This window comes from Natribaculum luteum (assembly GCF_023008545.1).
GTDB lineage: Archaea > Halobacteriota > Halobacteria > Halobacteriales > Natrialbaceae > Natribaculum > Natribaculum luteum.
Window position 1 is genome coordinate 478,371 of the sequence record NZ_CP095398.1, and the last position, 19,157, is coordinate 497,527.

At 58.6% G+C, this 19,157-nt stretch carries 17 protein-coding genes and 3 pseudogenes; 9 read left to right on the forward strand and 11 right to left on the reverse strand.

Annotated elements, in window-relative coordinates:
* Positions 1-29: 29 nt before the first annotated feature.
* On the reverse strand, positions 30-935 hold the full coding sequence (locus MU558_RS20835) for a ZIP family metal transporter (RefSeq protein ID WP_246975191.1): 906 nt from the start codon (positions 933-935) through the stop codon (positions 30-32).
* A 228-nt stretch (positions 936-1,163) separates the two neighbouring features.
* On the opposite strand from MU558_RS20835, the gene MU558_RS20840 reads away from it, so the two are divergent.
* The 4 genes from MU558_RS20840 to MU558_RS20855 all read left to right on the forward strand — a co-directional run bounded on the left by MU558_RS20840 (position 1,164) and on the right by MU558_RS20855 (position 5,453).
* Positions 1,164-2,321, forward strand: coding sequence for an MFS transporter (locus MU558_RS20840; protein WP_246975193.1), 1,158 nt, complete (start codon positions 1,164-1,166; stop codon positions 2,319-2,321).
* A gap of 229 nt (positions 2,322-2,550) precedes the next feature.
* Positions 2,551-3,150 (forward strand): TetR/AcrR family transcriptional regulator, encoded by a 600-nt coding sequence (locus tag MU558_RS20845; RefSeq protein ID WP_246975195.1) that lies wholly within the window; start codon positions 2,551-2,553, stop codon positions 3,148-3,150.
* Positions 3,150-4,649 carry an MATE family efflux transporter gene (locus MU558_RS20850; RefSeq protein WP_246975197.1) on the forward strand — a complete coding sequence of 500 codons (1,500 nt, stop codon included), beginning with the start codon at positions 3,150-3,152 and terminating at the stop codon, positions 4,647-4,649. The genes MU558_RS20845 and MU558_RS20850 overlap by 1 nt, the downstream gene beginning before the upstream one ends.
* Positions 4,650-4,652: 3 nt before the next feature.
* Positions 4,653-5,453, forward strand: a complete 801-nt coding sequence (locus MU558_RS20855) for a polyprenyl synthetase family protein (protein ID WP_246975199.1) — start codon at positions 4,653-4,655, stop codon at positions 5,451-5,453.
* Positions 5,454-5,659: 206 nt separating this feature from the next.
* Here MU558_RS20855 and MU558_RS20860 read toward each other — a convergent pair whose 3' ends face one another.
* Positions 5,660-6,022: a hypothetical protein gene (locus MU558_RS20860; RefSeq protein WP_246975201.1), complete on the reverse strand. Its 363-nt coding sequence runs from the start codon at positions 6,020-6,022 to the stop codon at positions 5,660-5,662.
* 602 nt (positions 6,023-6,624) lie between these two features.
* On the opposite strand from MU558_RS20860, the gene MU558_RS20865 reads away from it, so the two are divergent.
* The 5 genes and pseudogenes from MU558_RS20865 (at position 6,625) to MU558_RS20880 (ending at position 11,434) form a co-directional block, all read left to right on the forward strand.
* A complete protein-coding gene (locus MU558_RS20865; RefSeq protein WP_246975203.1) occupies positions 6,625-7,407 on the forward strand; it encodes a helix-turn-helix transcriptional regulator in 783 nt (260 codons plus the stop codon).
* A gap of 42 nt (positions 7,408-7,449) precedes the next feature.
* Positions 7,450-7,536: pseudogene (locus tag MU558_RS23465) on the forward strand (IS6 family transposase); the annotation flags it as partial.
* Positions 7,537-7,625: 89 nt separating this feature from the next.
* Positions 7,626-8,630, forward strand: a complete 1,005-nt coding sequence (locus MU558_RS20870; protein WP_246975205.1) for a twin-arginine translocation signal domain-containing protein — start codon at positions 7,626-7,628, stop codon at positions 8,628-8,630.
* 865 nt (positions 8,631-9,495) lie between these two features.
* Positions 9,496-10,257, forward strand: a complete 762-nt coding sequence (locus MU558_RS20875) for a LamB/YcsF family protein (RefSeq protein ID WP_246975207.1) — start codon at positions 9,496-9,498, stop codon at positions 10,255-10,257.
* A 172-nt stretch (positions 10,258-10,429) separates the two neighbouring features.
* The gene (locus MU558_RS20880; RefSeq protein ID WP_246975209.1) at positions 10,430-11,434 is read left to right on the forward strand and encodes a formate/nitrite transporter family protein; all 1,005 of its coding nucleotides are present in this window, start codon (positions 10,430-10,432) and stop codon (positions 11,432-11,434) included.
* 79 nt (positions 11,435-11,513) lie between these two features.
* Here MU558_RS20880 and MU558_RS20885 read toward each other — a convergent pair whose 3' ends face one another.
* The 9 genes and pseudogenes from MU558_RS20885 to tnpC form a co-directional block, all read right to left on the reverse strand.
* On the reverse strand, positions 11,514-11,654 hold the full coding sequence (locus MU558_RS20885) for a hypothetical protein (RefSeq protein WP_246975210.1): 141 nt from the start codon (positions 11,652-11,654) through the stop codon (positions 11,514-11,516).
* 143 nt (positions 11,655-11,797) lie between these two features.
* On the reverse strand, positions 11,798-12,292 hold the full coding sequence (locus tag MU558_RS20890; protein WP_246975212.1) for a universal stress protein: 495 nt from the start codon (positions 12,290-12,292) through the stop codon (positions 11,798-11,800).
* Positions 12,293-12,597: 305 nt separating this feature from the next.
* Positions 12,598-13,032, reverse strand: coding sequence for a toxin-antitoxin system TumE family protein (locus MU558_RS20895; RefSeq protein ID WP_246975214.1), 435 nt, complete (start codon positions 13,030-13,032; stop codon positions 12,598-12,600).
* Positions 13,033-13,040: 8 nt separating this feature from the next.
* Entirely contained in the window at positions 13,041-13,574 is a 534-nt protein-coding gene (locus tag MU558_RS20900; protein ID WP_246975216.1) for a DUF7342 family protein, read from the reverse strand.
* Positions 13,575-13,749: 175 nt separating this feature from the next.
* Positions 13,750-15,408, reverse strand: a complete 1,659-nt coding sequence (locus MU558_RS20905; protein WP_246975218.1) for a hypothetical protein — start codon at positions 15,406-15,408, stop codon at positions 13,750-13,752.
* A 149-nt stretch (positions 15,409-15,557) separates the two neighbouring features.
* Positions 15,558-15,842: pseudogene (locus MU558_RS20910) on the reverse strand (PIN domain-containing protein); the annotation flags it as partial.
* Positions 15,843-16,018: 176 nt separating this feature from the next.
* Positions 16,019-16,840, reverse strand: a complete 822-nt coding sequence (locus MU558_RS20915; RefSeq protein WP_246975220.1) for a DUF6498-containing protein — start codon at positions 16,838-16,840, stop codon at positions 16,019-16,021.
* Between the two features lie 100 nt (positions 16,841-16,940).
* Positions 16,941-17,744: pseudogene (locus tag MU558_RS20920) on the reverse strand (IS5 family transposase); the annotation flags it as partial.
* Entirely contained in the window at positions 17,710-19,143 is a 1,434-nt protein-coding gene (gene tnpC / locus MU558_RS20925; RefSeq protein ID WP_246975222.1) for an IS66 family transposase, read from the reverse strand. The gene tnpC and the pseudogene MU558_RS20920, both read right to left, overlap by 35 nt.
* Positions 19,144-19,157: the final 14 nt, after the last annotated feature.

Below are 19,157 nucleotides of genomic sequence, written 5' to 3' on the forward strand. Positions count from 1 at the left end.
GATGGGCTACGGACGAACGAAAGCGAGATTCACACGTATAGCACCGGAATCATCGAGATCACGCCCGCAGCGAGACCGGCCAGCAACTGGGGGTAGCCCCGATTCGGCAGGTCCGCGCCGGTTTCGAGCGCCTCGGGGATGAACTCGGTAGCGACCAGATACACCATCGCACCGGCAGCGAAGCCGAAGCCAAAGGGCAAGAACGCCTCGGCCCACGAGACGAACGCGAACGCGATGACGGCGCCGATCGGCTGGGGCAGACTCGAGAAGACCGCCGCGCCGACCATCCGCCAGTTGGACAGCCCCATCGCCTGCATCGGGATGGCGATGGCGGTGCCCTCGGGGACGTTGTGGATGGAGATGGCGATGGTCATGAACACCGCCAGCAGCGGGACGGAGAACCCGAGTATCGAGAGGCCGCCGTCCAGCCCGAGTTCGGCGAACGAGACGCCGACGGCCACGCCTTCGGGGAAGCTGTGCACCGTGAGAATGCCGAGGATGAGGACGAGTTTCTTCAGGTCGCCCTCGGCGAACGCTTTCGCCTCCAGTGCGACTTCGCCGTGGTCGTGGCCTGCGCCGTCGGTCTGCACGTCGGTCGCGTCGTGGTCGTGGTCGTGGTCGTGATCGTGGTGGCCCACGTCGCCGAGGTCGACGCCGTCGAGCACCCTGTCAGAGACGGTGACCAGCGCGACGCCCGCGAGCAGCCCACCGACCATCAACGTCGGGAATCCGCCCGAAGCGTAGGCCAACCCCTCGTCGACGAGTCCGAACAATGATACCGTTACCATGATTCCCGACGCGATCCCCCACAGGCCGACGTTCCACCGATCGCTGAACTCGTCGACGAAAAAGAACGGAAGCGCCCCGATGCCGGTCGCCAGCGCGGTGACGAGCCCCGCGACGAACACGAGTACGAGGTTTTCTATGAGTTCCATACCCGGAGTATGGACGTGACGGTAAAAACTCTTTCTAATATAGCAAAATTCTTTTGGCTAACCTAAATAAATAGTGCTCGTCGTGGTACTCCATCACCCGTTTTCGAGTGGCCGGAACGTCCTGCGGGTGGAAACGAACCGACGGCAGGCAGGTCAAAGCTGTCGTCTGAACAACGTGTCAAATGCCGGTATCGGAACGCTTGAGATCCGCTGTCAGAAATGGTGACCGTGGCCCGTGCTCGACTCTTCGGTTCCCTCTGTGGACTCGTCTTTCTCGTCAACCTCGCCAGGATCGTCTTCGCGCCGCTTCTGGACGTGTTCATCACCGAGTTCGCGATCGGCGAAGGGACTGCCGGGCTCATCGTCACGCTCGCGTGGATCGGGAGCGCATCGCTCCGACTGCCCACCGGCTGGGTACTCACGAGAGTGCCGAGACACTACATCGTGCTCGTGGCCGGGGTGATCCTCGCGGTCTCTTCCGGCATGGCTGCGACCGCGACGACGGTCCGACATCTCATGGCCGGTGCCTTCCTGATGGGGATCGCATCCGGCGTGTACTTCGTCTCGGCGAACCCGCTATTGAGCGAACTGTACCCGGAGCGCGTCGGACGCGTCATGGGCATCCACGGCACCGCGAGTCAGGTCGCCGCGGTGATCGCCGCCCCGTTCGTCGCGCTCACGCTCCTCGTCGACTGGCGGCTCTCACTGTGGGCGATCGCTGGCGGGGCGGCAGTGGTGACGGCGTACACGTGGTTCGCCGCCAGCGGGACCGAGATGCCGACTGCGGGGCGGGCCGATCGCGACTTCGTCGCCGGCGCGCTCTCGGAGTGGCGGCTCATCGTGACGGCGCTGGCCATCGTCGGCGCAGCGGTGTTCGTCTGGCAAGGTGTGTTCAACTTCTACGATCTGTACATGCAGTCGAAAGACCTCTCGAGTCGGACGTCGAAAACGATGCTCACGATCGTCTTCGCCGCTGGCGTCCCTGCGTTTTATTTCGGTGGTGACCTGGCCGATAGACTCCCCCACGTCCAGTACCTGCTCGGGATCGTCGGCGCGTTCGCCGTGAGTCTGTTCGCGTTGACGGTCGTGGAGGGTCTGTTCGCGCTGATCGCAGTGACCGCGGTCGTCGGCTTCGTCGCCCACGCAGTGTTCCCAGCCGTCGACACCTACCTCCTGGATACGCTCCCGGACTCGACGCGAGGCAGCGCCTACGCCGTGTTCAGTTCCGCCTGGATGTTCACGCAGGCACTCGGGTCGTCCGCAGTGGGTCTGTTCGTCGAACGTGGATACACCTACGATGCGGTGTTCGGTGGGGCCGCCCTGTTCCTCGGTGCGTTAGTCCTCGTTCTCGTCGGCCTCGAGCGAGCGGGGCGGCTGCCGAACTGATCGTCCGGCCACTATCGACGAGAGCGGTCGGGCCGATCGAGCGACCGTTCGTACTGTCTTTACTGCAGACTAGATGGCAGCCGTAGCTACCACTCAAACTGCGAATACTACCGATCGGTCAGTCGGTATCTAGACCGACAACCGTTATCTATGGCCAATTTTCGGGATCGATTTCCGTCCTTCCGAAGGCTTTTGTCTAACTGGTTAGTAAGTTACTGTAACGACCGTCATGGATGACGACCCAGCCACCGATATTCTCGAGGCGACGTATCGTGCCCTCTGCCAGCACGGGTACGCCGACCTCACGATCAAGGACATCGCTGACGAGGCAAACCGGAGCAAAGCAACCGTTCATTATTACTACGATAGCAAAGAGAACCTCTTTACCGAATTTCTCGATTTCTTGTATGAACAACATACCGAACAGTTGGCGACGATCGGGGGAGACACACCGCGTGACCGCCTCGACGCACTTTTCGAACTCGTTCTCGCTGACGAGCAGGCGAATCCCGACCAAGAGTTCCGGACCGCGATGCTCGAGGTGAAAGCGCAGGCACCGTACGACGACGCCATCCAGACGCGACTCACCAGGTTCGACGAGTTTCTCTTCGAGCGAATCCAGGATATCATCGCAGCAGGCGTGGAAGCGGGTGAGTTCGACGACGACGTCGATCCGGCCGCCGTTTCCGACTTTCTCGTGACGACGATTACGGGAGCACACACGCGACGAGTCGCGGTCGATTACTCGACGGCACGACTCTCCGAGACGATCACGCGGTACGCCGAGGACCATCTCATCGCCGACGAACCGACGGAGGCGACGCACTGATGGGGCTTCGACGTCGCATTCGCTCGCTGTTCAAGGGACCCGAAGAGTTCGACCTCACGTCGGGAAGCATCGGGAAGCCGCTGTTTTTCCTGTCGATGCCGATCGTCGTCACGAACCTCTTTCAGACCGCGTACAACCTCGCGGACACGTTCTGGCTCGGCCAGTATAACACGGACGCGCTGGCGGCGATCAGCTTCGCGTTCCCGATGGTGTTTCTGCTCATCTCGCTCGGGATGGGTATTTCGGTCGCCGGGAGCGTCCTCGTCGCACAGTTCACCGGTGCAGATTCGGAACGCGAGGCAGAGTACGCCGCTTCGCAGACGGTCACGTTCGCCGTCATCGCATCGGCCATCTTCGGCGTCGTCGGCTACGCAGGCGTCAATACGTTCCTCGAGCTCATGGGCGCCTCCCGGGACGTCTTGCCGATGGCCTCGAGTTACATGGAGGTCATCTCGCTTGGCCTCGTGTTCATGTTCGGGTTCTTCGTCTTCGTCGCGCTCATGCGTGGCTACGGCGACACGATCACCCCGATGCTCGTGATGTTCGGATCGGTCGTCCTCAACATCGTCATCGATCCGCTCCTCATCTTCGGGTTCCAGGCCAACCCCCTGTTCGGCTTTCTCGGTGCAAGCGGACTCGAGGCGCGACTCCTCGAGTTCACGGGCTACACCGGGTCGGGCATCGAGGGTGCGGCGATCGCGACCGTGTTCTCGCGTGCGCTCGCCCTGCTCGTCGGACTGGCGATCATGTTCCGTGGGAACCGCGGCGTGCAGATTCACCTCCGCGATATGACTCCCGACCTCTCGTATCTGCGCCGTCTCGTTCGCATCGGACTGCCCGCGTCGATCGAGGGAACGGGGCGTGCGCTGTCGATGAACCTGCTGTTGGTCATCGTCGCGCTCTTTCCGGATACGGTCGTCGCCGCCTACGGCATCGGGACGCGCGTGTTCTCGGTCGTCTTCCTGCCGGCCATCGCGGTCGCTCGCGGCGTCGAGACGATGACCGGTCAGAACATGGGCGCAGGCAAACCGGACCGTGCCGAACGGGCGGCCGGACTCGCAGCGAAGACGCTCTTCGGCGTGCTCTCTATCGCTGGCGTCATCGTCTGGTTCACCGCCGCTCCGATCGCGGACGTGTTCACGACGAACCCCGAGGTCGTCGAGATCGCGACCCAGTTCCTCCGCTACGTCGCATTGAGCTTCGGGTTCATCGGCATCATGCGGGCCTACACCGGTAGCTTCCGCGGAGCCGGGAAGACCCTCACTGCCGCGGCGATCTCCGTGCTGATGCTCGGTGTCATCCGCTTCCCGATCGCGTGGGTCACCGCCGGCCCGCTCGGCGAAACCGGCGTCTGGCTGTCGTTCGCGATTTCGAACGTCGCAGGGGCGATTATCGCCTACGCGTGGTATCGACGTGGCACGTGGCGAGGGGGCGATCTCACCGAGTCCAGAGTCAGCGCGGACGAACCCAGCATCGAGACACCGGCAGACGGAGACTGAACGATGACGCGCCGAGCGCTACCCCCGCGATCGAAAATCGATACACAGCTCGAGTGCGTCCTCGATGACGCAGACGACGTCGACGTACCGCTCGTTCGCGAGGCGATCGAAACCCCGGACGACCGGTGGTACGGGCAGCTCGCGGTCAGCACCTACTCGTCGCTGGCGGACACGCGAGAGCCTGACGCCGTGTTTCCCGTCGCCATAGCGATCGAACTGCTCCGTGGGTACGCCCGCCTTCGCAGTCGACTGCTCGTCCAGCGCGCCGACGAACGCACTCGAGCGCCCACGCTCGATCCCTCGTCGGCGTTGCTCGCCGGAGACTACCTGTATACGTCGGCGTACTCCTCGCTGAGCGCGAGTCCACGCGCGACCCGTGAGTGTTTCGAGGTGCTGACGACCGTTCTCGAGACGATCGCCGAAACGTTCGCGAGCACCTATGCGCCGTCTGCACCCTCGAAACCGTCTCAGACGGCGTTTTTCGACGAGACGGCTGGCGCGATCGGCGAGGGCGCTGCCGTCCTCGGGGCGATACTGGCCGGCGTCGGCGGCGTTCGCCGTGATTGCGTTGCGAGTGTCGGACGGGGGTTCAGCACGGCGCGGGCTGTCCACCGCGTCCTCGATTCGGAGTGCGAGACGGCCGCAGTCGCCCCGCTTGCCCTCGACGAATCGCGACTCCGAGCGTATGCGAACCGGCGACGAGACGAAGCGGATCGGACGCTCGAGGATCTCTCGACGACCGCAGACGTGAGCGATCTGCGAACGCTCGCTTCGAAGATCGACTCGACGACGGATCGATCCTAGGCGATCTCTCGACGTGGCTTCGTTCCAGCTAATCGAGAAACGTATTCCTCCAAGCACAGCTACCAGTGAACAAAAGTAACGTCGTGACCCAATCTGGGTGAAAACTAGAATCAGCTATCTAGTCGAACCTGATAGGAAAACGGCGAAAACTGACTCTCAGAATAGTGTCGCCACTCTCGAGTTTCGAACCCGGAACGGCGGTCAACTTAGTCGACTGGTCGCACGAAGTTTGCTACGGCAGCGACGAACATCTCGAACTGGATGTGCGGCTCACCAGTGAACTCCATCCCAAGACGCTTTTTCGCGAGCCGATCGACGAGCATCCAGGTGTTAAACAGCAAGATCGCAAAGAGGAAGTAGAACAACCGGGGTCGGTGGTTGGAACTCCGAGTCTCGGCAAGGAACTTCTTGGCCTCTTTGAAGCCGTTCTCGATGATCCATCGGTCACGATAGCTGTTGATGAATCGCCGTAGATCCGCCGGATTATCGCCCTGGTGGTTCGTCGCGAAGACGACCCGATCAGTCACCTCGTCCTCGAGATCGGCTCTGTCCCACTTCCCGATCGCCACGAGCGTCGTGTGAACGTTTCCGCTGCCGCTGTGGTGATCGCCGAACCCATAGTTTTGCTTGATGCTCAGAGGTGTGGCCCCCTTCGAATCGGCAGTCGATCTTGTACCGCTCCTCGAGCACCTCTCGTTTCACACGCTTTTGCTCTTCGATCTTCGCGACGTACTCAATGTCGAACCGGTCGGCGGTCCTGAACCCATGTCCGTAGTGGAACTGGTTGTGAACTCTCGAGAGACGTTTTCGATTTCAATCGAGTCGAGAAGATTACGGTTCCATTCCTCCCGCGAATTAGCATCAGCAGAGACGGATTCCGTAGAAAGAGAGGCGTTTTGTTCGGGGAACCTGTTTGTCACTATCCCGTACTTTCATCGGTTCGAATAAAAAGCGTACACTACAGGAGTGACTGTGTAACTCGTTGCCGTTGATCGGGATATTCGACAATACGTGGCTTCTCTTCCGGTTCTATATCATATTGATGATGAATACAGAGCTCCAATGTCACACGTTATCTGACTTGACTATACCATATTGAATACCACTATGTTAGTTGGTCCTTATAGTTACCACCATTAGATATAAGTAATTTTTCAGAACACATAGAATCATGGATACGGAGAAAGCGCACGCCGCCTACATGGTCCTCTACAAACGATTGTCTATATTCAAGCGACTCATCAATAGCCCGGCTTATCAAAACCAACTGGTCGACGAAGTAGACGCTTCACAGTCGACAATTTACCGTGCACTCAAACAACTCGAAGATTACAATCTAGTCAAAAAACAGGATGGTATGTATGCACCGACGACGTTCGGCGAAATCGTCTATACACAGTATGAACGAACCGACGAAATCGTCCGGACGTTTGCAGAATCAAAGCGATTACTCGAAACAAGACAGGAGATTGGAACGGTTCTTGACCCGTCCGTCGCTCGTGATGCAACGACGCTTGTAACCGGGGAGACAAGACTAGATCTTGTGTACGAATATCTTGAAGAACAAGTCTCTGAGGCGGCCAAGATTAGCGGTGTCGTACCGACTATTTTTTCGGCTATGGTAGAGACGTATTTGACTCAGACGACAGCAAACCAACTGGATGCCGAATTTGTCTTCGGGAGGGAGGCGACTGAACACGTGAAAACGAACCTCAGTGACGAATTCAAAACCCTCATCAACACTGGGAATTTTGATGCTTATTCGTACTCTGGTGAACTCCCGATGGGAGTCGTCGTGATCACAGAACCTGTCAAACATGTTCTTGTCGTCATTCACGACGATATTGGTGTTGTTCGCGGCGTCATTGATTCTAAGGACAAGGCCGCAGTTACGTGGGCAATAGATTGGTATTCAAAACATGAAGCCGAGAGTACGCCACTAACACTCTCTTGAATACCTTCTGAAGTGCAAAATGTCGCGGGAGATCTGAATCATAGGCCCTTCCGTTTCCCCCACTACAACCACGATCGACCGAATCAAGTGCTGAATAGCCGAACACCAGCCGAGGAGGTGCTTGTGTAGCTCTCCATGATATGAGAATATATTCATACATTGAATAGTATCTCAGGCATTGATTTCTTTTATGACTGAAACTAATGATAGCTTGTATTATGACATCAAAAAATAGGCGGAAGTTTCTGAAAGGAATCGGTGCTGTAACAGCTGGTACGTTTTTGGCAGGGAATGCTGCTGGTTCAGAAACACAGAAGCGTCGACCTGTAATCGCTTCTGGTACTCGGATTGCCGAAATTGAACAGACAAGCCGTGGCTGGGAAATTAGCCGGAAGTTTTTGATCGATACTGTTGAAGAAGAATTTCGAGTTTCTCGTCAGGATCGGGTGACTACAACAGCTGAGGTTGAAAACGATCTCCCAGAGTTCGATAGAGAGGTGGACTTCGGCACAGAAACGATTTCAACGACTAACCTCGATTCGGAGACCAAATCGGAAATCGACGATCTGCTCGAGGAGGGAACAGAAAGATTCAAAGATACTGCTGTCTTGGGGACATTCCAACAGCACTACGAATACGAACGAGATCTAATTGAAGTCACCCCGATGGCGGAAGGTCCGTTGCCGGATTCGAGCATTTCACTTCATGTGTATAATGCTGATGATCCATCGTGGGAAGGAGATCTTACTGAAAATACTGGACCAATCAACCTCGTCTGGAACAATGGGGACGATGCGGACGATATCGATGATGATTGGCAGTATAATGGCCACTCTTCAATCGCACTGTCGGGAACGCGGTATATAGCTACTGACACGTACTCCGTAAAAGAACAAGATGAAGACATTGGTTGGAATATCGCTCCAATACAACTACCGAGTCAATGGCACGCACGAGTCTACACAATCGATGGAAACATCGATATTGATGCTGTCGGTCAAGCCCACCGCGACCCGCCGGATCATGGCCACCTCCCAGGTGACACCAATTGGCAGTTCTTCGATTCCCGAGAAACGTTCTCTGATCAGTGGAACGATGTTTCCACATTGGATGCAGACAATGGTGATGAATACGATTCAAGCGATGGGGAATACGATTATATCGAGGGAGAATATGAGGAAGATGACGATGGTGGAATCCCGATCTTCCCGATAGATGAATAAAGAATAAGTCATAGGCTTGTTAAGATATAGTATGTTTGACTCTTTCCTCTCAAATTGGACTAACCCCGAATTGATAGCGGCGATTTTCGCCTTTCGTGTTATATTTAACATCACTATTCTATGGTCTGTGATTCATGTCACTGAATTTCGATCAGGGTATACTGCTGTGCTAGGGGGTTTGATTGCTTTCTCTACAATTGTGACTGTCTTGTTACTCAGTAGTTGGGGCGGGCAGATGATCTCGTATGTAGAACAATTGAGTCAGATTCTCATACTCGTTGTATCAGCTTACGCTGTAGTTCGAAATGACTCAGAACCAGTTTCAGTTGTCTTCCTATTTGCATGGATTATTGCAATACTTCTTTTACTGACCATGATCCCTATTTACGGAGAAGCTTTCTCAGCTCCCTAAACCCCTACTTTTTCATCTATGTATGTTTCGTGGAAAACCTTCACCCCGTCACTGACTGGTTGACTGAAGGTGACAGCCACTCACTACCCGTGCGATCATCTTGCGAACGTCGATCAGTGGGCCGAGTGGATCGAACGCTGCCTCGAATCTGGGGAGATCATCGATTCAAGATCGGTACGTGGCAGCGGTCGAAAGGTCGTCACGGACGATCAACGAAGCCTCGATTCTTTCTAGGATCTAGTAGCTACCAGTATCAGACAACGTATAAGTTGGTCTAAAATCCGGTTCAGTCGCTCTATCACTGGAACAAAACCGTGCTTGTCATAGAGGTATCTCCATTAGCTTTCGTTCACAGCGCTGTCTCCGCTTTTCACGTTCCGTCAGGTCCACACGACGCCTCGAGTCATGTCCGGCCACACAAGATACAAGCCGACGCCTGTCGACGGTTTCGGTATGGTAGCAATCGACATCAACTGCGACATGGGGGAGAGTTTCGGCAACTACACCATGGGACGAGACGAGGAGGTGATGCCCTACATCACCTCGGCGAACGTCGCCGGTGGCTTCCACGCGGGCGATCCGCACGTGATGCGTGAGACGGTCACGCTCGCCGAAGAGCACGACGTCGGCGTCGGAATCCACCCCGGACTGCCGGACATGATGGGCTTTGGCCGCCGGACGATGGACGCCACGCCCGATGAGGTACGCGACTACGTGGTCTACCAGCTCGGCGCGCTGATGGGATTTGCCGAGTGGGCTGACGTCGACGTCCAGCACGTCAAACCCCACGGCGCGATGTACTCGATGCTCTCGGAGAGCGACGAGCACGCCCGCGCCGTCATGGAAGCCGTCCTCGAGGTCGACCCGGACCTGATCTACCTCGCGACGGACATGAACATCTACGAGGTCGCCCAGGAGTACGACGACCTCGACGCCGTGTTCGAGGGGTACGTCGACCTCGACTATCGCCCCGACCGGACGCTGATCGTCGAAAAGGAGAAGGCCGCCGCCGACCCCGACCTCGTCGCCGACAGGGTCGTCAGCATCGCCACGCGCGGCGAGGTCGAGGCCGTCGACGGGACGACGATCGACGTGCCGGCCGACAGCATCTGTATCCACGGCGACGCGCCAAACGCCGTCGAGGTCCTCGAGACCATCCACGACCGACTCGAGAGCGAGGAGATCGAACTGACGCGTCTCGACGACCTCGCGTAACAGGTCACGGCGAGGTCGACGTCGACACTCGAGTGCGCTTCGATCGATCGGTGTACGAGTCCGCGCGAAGAGCGCCGAAAGTGCCGGCTCGTTGTGAACTCGACCCTAATCCTAATCTACGACGGGGACGTGCCAGCACTCAGCACATATCCGTCCGCGAGGTACGGCCCGCATGGGTGATTCGGAGGAGCCGGAAGAGAGCGAGATCGAGCGGAGTCTCGAGGAAGGCGACGTCGAGGCGGAGGTTCGCGACGCCATCGATCGAGCCCAGAGTGGAGCGCCGGCGGCCGGTGAGGCGGTCCGAGATCGGTTCTCGACGGACGAAATTTTCCAGCGCGTCGTCGCCACTGCCGAGGAAGAAATCGACGCGAGCACTCGTGAGTTGTTCTTCAGCGGCCTGGCGGCCGGGTTCGCGATCACGCTGACGTTTCTCGGCCACTCGGCCGTCGCGGCGGCCGTACCCGGAGAGCCGACAGGACTGCTGGCCGCGACGCTGTACCCGATTGGATTCCTGTTCATCGTGATGGGACGATACCAGCTGTTCACCGAGAATACGCTCCCGCCGGTCACGCTAGTCCTCACGAGGCTGGCGAGTATTCCGCTCCTGTTACGGCTGTGGACGATCGTCCTGACGGGTAACGTCCTCGGCGCCGCGACGGGGGCGCTGGTACTGGCGAACACCGGGGTGTTCACGCCGGAATCGGCCCAGCTGGCCGCTGACCTGGGAATGGAGGGACTACACACCCCGTGGTGGGACCTGTTCTTCAAGGCGATCTTCGCCGGCTGGCTCGTCGCGGGCATGGTCTGGCTCGATCACGCCACCCGCGATTCGACCGCTCGACTCCTGTTGATCTACGTCGTGATCTACCTCATTCCGGCGACTGGACTCTACCACGTCGTCGTCACCGCGTGCGACGGGTTGTACCTCGTATTCTACGGTGGGGTCGCCCTGTCGACCGTGTTCGTCGACTTCTTCCTGCCCGTCCTGCTCGGGAACACCGTCGGCGGCGTGGTGCTCGTGGCGTTGCTGAACTACGCTCAGACGAAAGAACGGCGCTTCCCGATGCGAGAAACTCGCGGTCCCGACCTCAGCAACGCCGAGTGGCTCTTCGGACGGATCGCAGGCCGCTCTCGCGTTCCACCTCGATCCGAGACCGCCGATTCGGGTCGCCAGTGATGACCGGATCGATGCACAAGAAGCCGGTCGAATCTTCCGAACGAGGTTGCTCGTGTCCTCTCAGGCGGACTCGAGACGGTCAGCCCCGGTTTTCGTCGGCGGCGTCGGTCGAGAGGTTTTCCGCGAGCCACTGGTGGTAGCCAGCCGCGTTCGTCACGGCGAACACCATCACGATCCAGGAAACGAGGAGCACGACCGCGAGCGCCGGCGGCGGAGACATACGTCACACTCGGCAGCACCGTCTCATCAACATCTCGAATTCGGATGCCGTCGGGGATACGCTAGCGAGTGACGCTGTCTCCGCAGTGGTCGTCCCCGCTCGAGTGTTGTGACGACTCGAGGGGCAGGGGCAGGGGACCTCGTCTACTCCTGCTCGTCGTCCGAGTAGAATTCCGGGTGTGGCTCGAGTTCGGCGACCTTCGGCGGTGCGGCGTGGCGGACGACGTGGACGTCGTACGGTTCGTCGGCGGCGACGTTGACGGCGACGCTCGCCAGCGGCGTCACGACCCGCCCGACGTTGTCACTACCGAGAAACAGGACGGACGGGTCGTGTTCTTCCGCGAGTCGTTCGATGCGATCGGCGATCCCCTCGGCGGGCGGAAACTCCCGGATCTGTTCGGCGTCGAACGTCGCCTCCGGAGCGAGCGCGTGCACCTGCGCCTGCAGCGTGTCGACGACTGCGTCGGGGTCGAACGACTCGTCGTCGTCGATCCAGCCTTTCTCTCGAGCGTACCGCTTTCGTTCGGGGACGACGCTTACGGCGACGACGTCCTCGTCGAGGGCAGTGCCGTACTCGACGGCCCTGACGAGGGCGGCTTCGGCCAGGTCGGACCCGTCGAATGGAACAACGAACGTCATATCCCGATACTCTTGGCGTGACGGAATAGTAACTTCGGGTCTGTGTCGACCTGATGTCACGTCCATCCGGGACACACCACGAACCGGGTAGCGCCGTCGTTCGAGCAGCCCCCGGCAGCCGAGAGCGTGCACCGTCTGTGTCTTCGATCTCGAGTTAGCTCTACGAGCGTCGGGTGGGGTCTCGAGTTCGTCTTTGATCGCGAGGCCATGGGGGTCGTCCTGGCCGGCGATGACGTACAGCAGGTCACGTTGGAAACGGGCGAGGGCATCTACTTTGGCGCAGAAAAACTGCCATCACTGATGGCTTACTCGCCCCACAAGCTGGTAATTCGTTCTTCGATGGTATCGAGAACGAGCTGCAGTACATCCCGATGATCGCTTGGCCACGAACTGTCCTCGCCGGGTGTCGGGGCTGTAGGTGGTGGATGAAAGTGGTTTCGCGTATTGTGTGGGTTCGGATGCCGGTCCCACCGGCACTCCCAGGCGTGGTCCGGATGCACCTCTCGGTAATGAATTTTGAAGTCGTCGTTCGTGTACCAGCGAACGGTGAGACTCGCCTCCTCTACGGTTTCGGGATAGTACGATGGTGCGAGTGTCACACGGAGCTCGAGATGTCCACTCGCATCCGTGATCGCCGCCCGAGCGACCTGCGCTGTGGCTTGGAGGCGTGTCTGGAGAAACTCGAGAACTGGGCGGTCGATAGGCGCGGGGCTACGTCCATCTCCTGCAGGCGGCGTCATCGATGGGATTACCCGGACGCTTGGTCGGTCTCAGCTCCAGCGCGTTGCTGACGGGCGCGTTCGTAGCGCTTGCGCTCGTCTCGAGCGGTCGCCCAGTCGGCGAGGTCGCTATACACATCGTCGATCGTCCGTTCGTCGCTCGTCTCTGCAGCATCGACGGCGTCGACGGCTGCCGGCGTTGTGGCATCGTACGTGTCTTCGTAATCGGTAATCCGTGTCGTGAGGTTGCGGACGTGCTCTTGGAGTTCGTCGACGGTGTGCTCGGCAGCAAGCTGGTTGATGCGTCGCCACTGGAAGTATGCATCATTGCGTTCGTAGGTCGTCGGATGGCCGTCGTGACGCGTGACGATCCCGAGGTCACTGAACCAGCCCAGATATTTTCGGGCTGTCTTTGGGTCGCAATCGGCCTGCTCTGCGATAGCGCTCGCCGTTGCAGGCTCGCGGGTCTGAAGGATTGTCCCGTAGATGCGCTGTTCGACGTCATCGTCACGAAACGCATCCTCAAAGGATGGAGGACCATCTGGAGACTCTGTATTGGACATACTCGGTTTTGCGTGGCCACCGATATAATTCTTACTTCGAGGAATAGTTTCCCGACCCGTCCGACACGCACGTTCGGCGGCCGCGACCGTCTCACTCCGAACTCGAGGGTAGCTCACCGAGATACTGATCGTCCCACTCCCGACGGGCCTCGAGTTCACGTCGACTACGCGCCGATCACTCGAGCGTGTACCGATCGAACCGTCGGATGGCGTAGCGATACGACAGCGGCGGTGCGAGCAGTCCGAGTGGCAGCACGATCGACGCGACGACGGTGATCGCACGTGCGGAGATCGTCAGTTCGAACCACGGGGCGAGCGAGAGAAGTGTCGTGAGGACGCCGGCGAGCACTGCTGGAGCGGCGTCGACGGACAGGACGGCCGCAGCCGCGGCCGGCAGCGCGATCGCGAGCGTGTAGACGAGAAACGCCGTCTTGCTCGGCATCACCGCCTCGCGGTTGTTCGTCACCTTGACGCTTCCAAAGCGGGGAAACAGCGATCCGACGCCCGCTGCGAGCGCCGGGCCGACGACGGCACCGACGACAGTCGCGACGAGCAACAGGGCGGTCTGCTCGAGCGAAAGCGGACTCACCGCACCCGCGACGAGGCTGACGACGATCCCAACCGGGACGGCGACGAGGACGCCGGCGAGGATCCGTCCCACGATCGCCTGCCGGCCCGAGATCGTCGACGTCAACACGGCGGGAAGGCCCGGCCCGAGGTCGCCGAGCGGGTTGAGCGTGAACAACACGCCAGCGCCCCAGACCACGTAGAGACAGAACAGCACCGCCAGTGGCGGCGGTAGCGTCCCGGTTCTGACGACGTCCTGGAGGAAGGCGACTGCGCCGAACAGCGGGTAGACCACGTACAGGAGTGTGACCGGGGCGCGTTTCGTCCGCCGGATCGCGGTGACCGTCACCGTCCGAGTCGGCCGATCGAGGCCGGAGAGCAGTCCACCGAGGCGATCGGACGACTGGGTCTCCGCCGGTTCGTCGTCGGAACGCACCGGATCGGAGTACCAGTGGATCCGTGTGGAGACGACGCCCACCCCGACGGCCAGCGGGACGACGACGGCGAACCCGACGACGGTGCCCACGAGCGGTCCGACGGACGGCTCGAGTCCGGGGACGGCGAGCAACAGCAGGGAGCCCGGCCAGCCGAGCGGGCTGTTTCCGAGGAGATCGAACAGGACCGACGTGATCGTCTCCAGCCAGCCCATCGCGATCGCAGCGAAGTACGCGACGCCGACCGAGACGAGAATCGGCGTTCGATACCGGGCGATCGGTTCGTAGACCGTGATCAGGTGGCGAATCCAGACGCCGACGACGAACCCGATCGGAACCGCAGTGAACAACAGGAGCACGACGAACGCGGGCGCGAGTACGACGGGCAGGATCGTCCCTGCACCGTACGCGAACGCACTCGAGAGTGCCAGCGTCGGGGGAATCGTCCAGGTCGCAAACGTCAGCAGTTCGGCACCGGTCACGCCGAGGACGACGTTCCGATGGGACGTCGAGAGCAGCAGAAACGCCGGCTCGTCGACGTCGGCGACGGTCGTGACCGTTCGGATCGTCGCCATCGCAGTGAGAACGAGCCACGCGAGCGCGGCGATGCCGGCCGTCGCCTCCATCACCGTCGAAGTGACACTCGAGTCGATCCCGCCCGCGGCGACCTGTTCGCCAGCCGCCGAGAGCAACACCGTGCCCAGCACCGTGACCGGCCCCAGCGCTACCACCGCGATCGCAAGCATGAACAGCAGTTTCGTCCGGTCGCCGGCGACGACTCGAACCGTCCGCCGAAACTCCGTGCGAGCGACGACGAGCGGTGCTCGAGTCACCGGCGACCACCGCCGGAGGAGGGCGAGGTCGTGGCAAACAGAAAGATCATAATCTCACTGCCGCGCCGGCGGGTATAAATAGTTCGTTTTGTTATATTTTCTATAGCACAAGAGATTGGATAGAAGAACTGTAGCCAGCGATCGCGTCGTCAGTGTTCGAATGACTCGAGTTTCCGAACCAGCTTTGTATACAAGTCTGGTGCGCAGTACCAGCCTTCTTCGATCATCGAATCAACTGTCTCACGCGCTTCACGAATAGTGATGTCCCCCTGCTTAGCGCACAGGAGAATAATGTAGGCCGTCCCCCGAGTTTCGATGCCCTCGATTTCTGCAGCTGTTCTTCCATAGGCTTCGTCCATTACCGCGACTGCATCACGTGATTCAGCACAGCCAAGTACAGCCACATCGGCGTCGCTCAAGTTAGGGTTTTGTTGGCTCTGTTGAAATCCTCAGGAGTTGACACATCTTTCCCGGCCACGACCAATACAGTGAAGCACGTATCATTCAGTACAGGGGATGCACTGACCGCAGAGGGGCCATGAACCTATCACGCGTATATATATATATATATATATATTTTGCAGAACGCCGAAGGAGCGATCACATCGCTTCAGCTCGACTGAGTTTGTTCCGAACGAAGTTCGTTCGGGACGAACCACGACGGGAATCCATCGTCGGGTGCCGATCGTTCTGCGTGAAACCGACCTCGTTCGAGAGCGAGTTTTAGCGTCACGAACAGTACGTAAGGGAGCACCCCCGCAAGTGAGTCAGAAGCAATGAATTCCGCAATCAGTAGTCCGATGAAGAACACAAAAACCAACATTATGAGTCCACCGAGATAGACGAGGATAAAACGCGCAGGTAACTCAAGCATACTATACGCTGACGTCTCCTCGTATTGACGTGAGCGAACGTAGATTCTATATATAGTAACGAAATGTATAAGCACAAACAATACTGCAGTCCCGAATATTGGTAGTGAGGTAAGCACTGAAAAATTCGCGAAGAATGCCGCAGGATCACCCACTGTGGCTCCCGGCATCCCACGGTCCGTAGTTCCTTCCAGCAGAGCGGACCCAAGTACGAAGCTTGCGAGCATCATAAAAACACAGGACGGGATGATCACTCGCAAATTCCTCGAATAGACCGGAGGAAGCGGACCAATCTTTCGAGGATTATCGCTCCAGAACTTATCTCCAAGAGGCGCGATAAGGATCTGCTGCTCTCGGTCCTCGTAGTTACTCCGTCGCTGAGCAAACAGAGCGAAGCCACAGTACACGAGCCACAATGCGACGATTTCAACCCAGTAGAGCATGAAAACGGCGGTAAACTCCCAGTCAAGTACGAAGTACCCGATAATCGGTAACAGGTTAGCAAGGGCTATCGCGCCGAACTCAAAAGGGTTGCCCTCAGTTCGTTGCTTGTTCTCCATACGGGCTATAATACAATCAGTTAATGATGTTATTATGAACTTCGGTACCTTCTGACGACGCATTCGGTGGGAAGAGATCCTGTTCTGATCGTTTGGGGGTTCGGTCGAGATTGTGGACGAGACACGCAAGAGCGAGTTCACGGAACTGCTTCCACCAGCGTCGTGAACGGACGAATGCACCGTACTTCCGCTTGAGCGTTGAATTGACTGTCTCTGATTGACTCCGTTGGCCGTAGAGGTCGGCGTCTAAGCGTGCGTTCCATGCCTTGTGAAGCGGTGTGAACTCACGATGCTTGATTAGTGGACGAATCCCGTGTTGACGGGCAAGCCGTCTGATTTTCTGGTCGTCGTAGCCCTTGTCTCCGAGCAGGATGTCGATAGTCTCGGGGTTGCGTTTGATCAACGACGGAGCGATCTGGCTATCGTGTTTTCGTGTCGTCGTCACATGTAAATCAAGGACTGCGTTCACTTTGGAATCGACGAGCAGTGTTACCTTGAGTTGCTGAATCGTGAGTTCGGAGCGTTTCGTGTAGTGTTTCGAGGCGTGACTGCGGTCGAATCCCGAAGCATCGATCCCCGCAACGCCGTTGGTCGGAAGCAGTGAAACAGAGAGATTGAGCAGCACTCGCCAGACAGCCATATCGAGTCTATCGAACGCTTTGCACAGTGTTGATGGGGCAGGAAGTTCAGTGAGATTGATTGCGTTCCGAATACGGGGCATCTCGATGAGTTCGTCGAGAAGTGTTCGATAGGTTGTGTTCTTCCGAACTTTGAGGCCCAGGAGAACGATGTGCTGATGGAGCGTATAGCGTTGTTTCGAGAACTTCGAGGAGTACCGAGCTACGGCACGTTGTGCTAACTGTACGTGTTTACCCCGAGGGCTCAACAACCGGCGCAGCCTGATCTCGTGAGATTATCTCGTTGTCGTGGACAACCCGCGTGAGTTCCTCGTATGGGTTGCGTCCCTGCTGGCGCCACGTCGCCAGCAGGGACAAGATCGTCTCGTGAACGAACATTCCACGGTCGTTCCGGAGGGTTCCGATGATTTTCCGCAACACAACCGGTTCACGAAGTGCATTCTCTGCGGCATTATTCGTCGGTGAGACCGCTGGCTCACCGACGAAGGTGAGCCAGTGGTCGAGGCCACCTTCCAACTTCCCGAGAAGTGTTGCCACTGGTCCGTCGGGCACTGACCGGTCGATGATCTCTAGCCCTCTCTGCCCTACTCGGTGAACTTCCGCACGTTCACGTTGTGACAAGTCGGTCTCCAGCCGCGCCTGGAGACCGACGTACAACTGCTTGAGTTCGCGGTGGATCGGAATGGCTTCGTCCTGTTTTGCAGCCGCGTCTTCAGCTTCTCGGAGAATGTGTGCCCAACACCGCTGGAGATTGCTGCTGAAGGCTGGATAGGCCGTCCATCCGTCACAAATGACCGTTCCCGCGAAGTCCTCGCTGAGGACTTCTGCGGGAACATCACTTCCACGACTCTCCCTAACCGCGTACAACGTATGCTGAGATGTCTTGAACGTCCAAATCCACGCCTGCTCACCGTCACGTTTGATCCCTGTTTCATCGATGTGAACCACATCGGCATCTTGGATCTTCCGACGGATCTGCTCGTACTCACAGCGACCGGCGCGCGCAGCGCGCTCGGTCGCGTGCCACGCGGACGCGCCCGAGAGTTCGAGCTCGTGCAGTTGCTCGAAGCGATCAGCGATCTTCCGGTAGGGAAGGCGGTGATCGTACCGTGACAGTGCTGATTGCGCGATGACGTTCACCCCGAACTGCCCCTCATCGGGGCAGTCGGGGTGAGTCGCAACTGTCTCCGTTCCACAGGAGTCGCACTGGTAGCGGTGGTGGTTGTACTGGGTGACTTCTGGTGGCTGTGGATCCGGAATCTCCTCGACGAGTCGGGGGCTAACGCCCACCGACTCGTCGAAGTACTCGCCACACTCAGGACAGCACTCACAGGTAACCTCGACCTCTTCGTCAGGATCTGGTGAAGAGCGCCACTCTGGGTCGTGACCGTCCTTTCGGCCAGGAGTGCCGCCGTCAGTTCGGACATCGTCGTCTTCGTCGTCCTGCGAGGTCGGGGACTCGTCGGTCCCCGACCGTCGCTTGCTGGGTGGAGTGTGTGGATTCTCGTACTTCCGTAGGCGTGTTTCGAGCTCTTCGATTCGTTCGTTCTGTTCCTCGATCCGCTCGTCCTTCTGGTCAAGTTTCTCCTCCAGCTCGTCGATTCGTTCCTCCATCTGGAGAAACCGCGAGAGGAGTTCGTCCTTGGTGAGATCGTCCCAGTTCATCGATTCCACCTCGG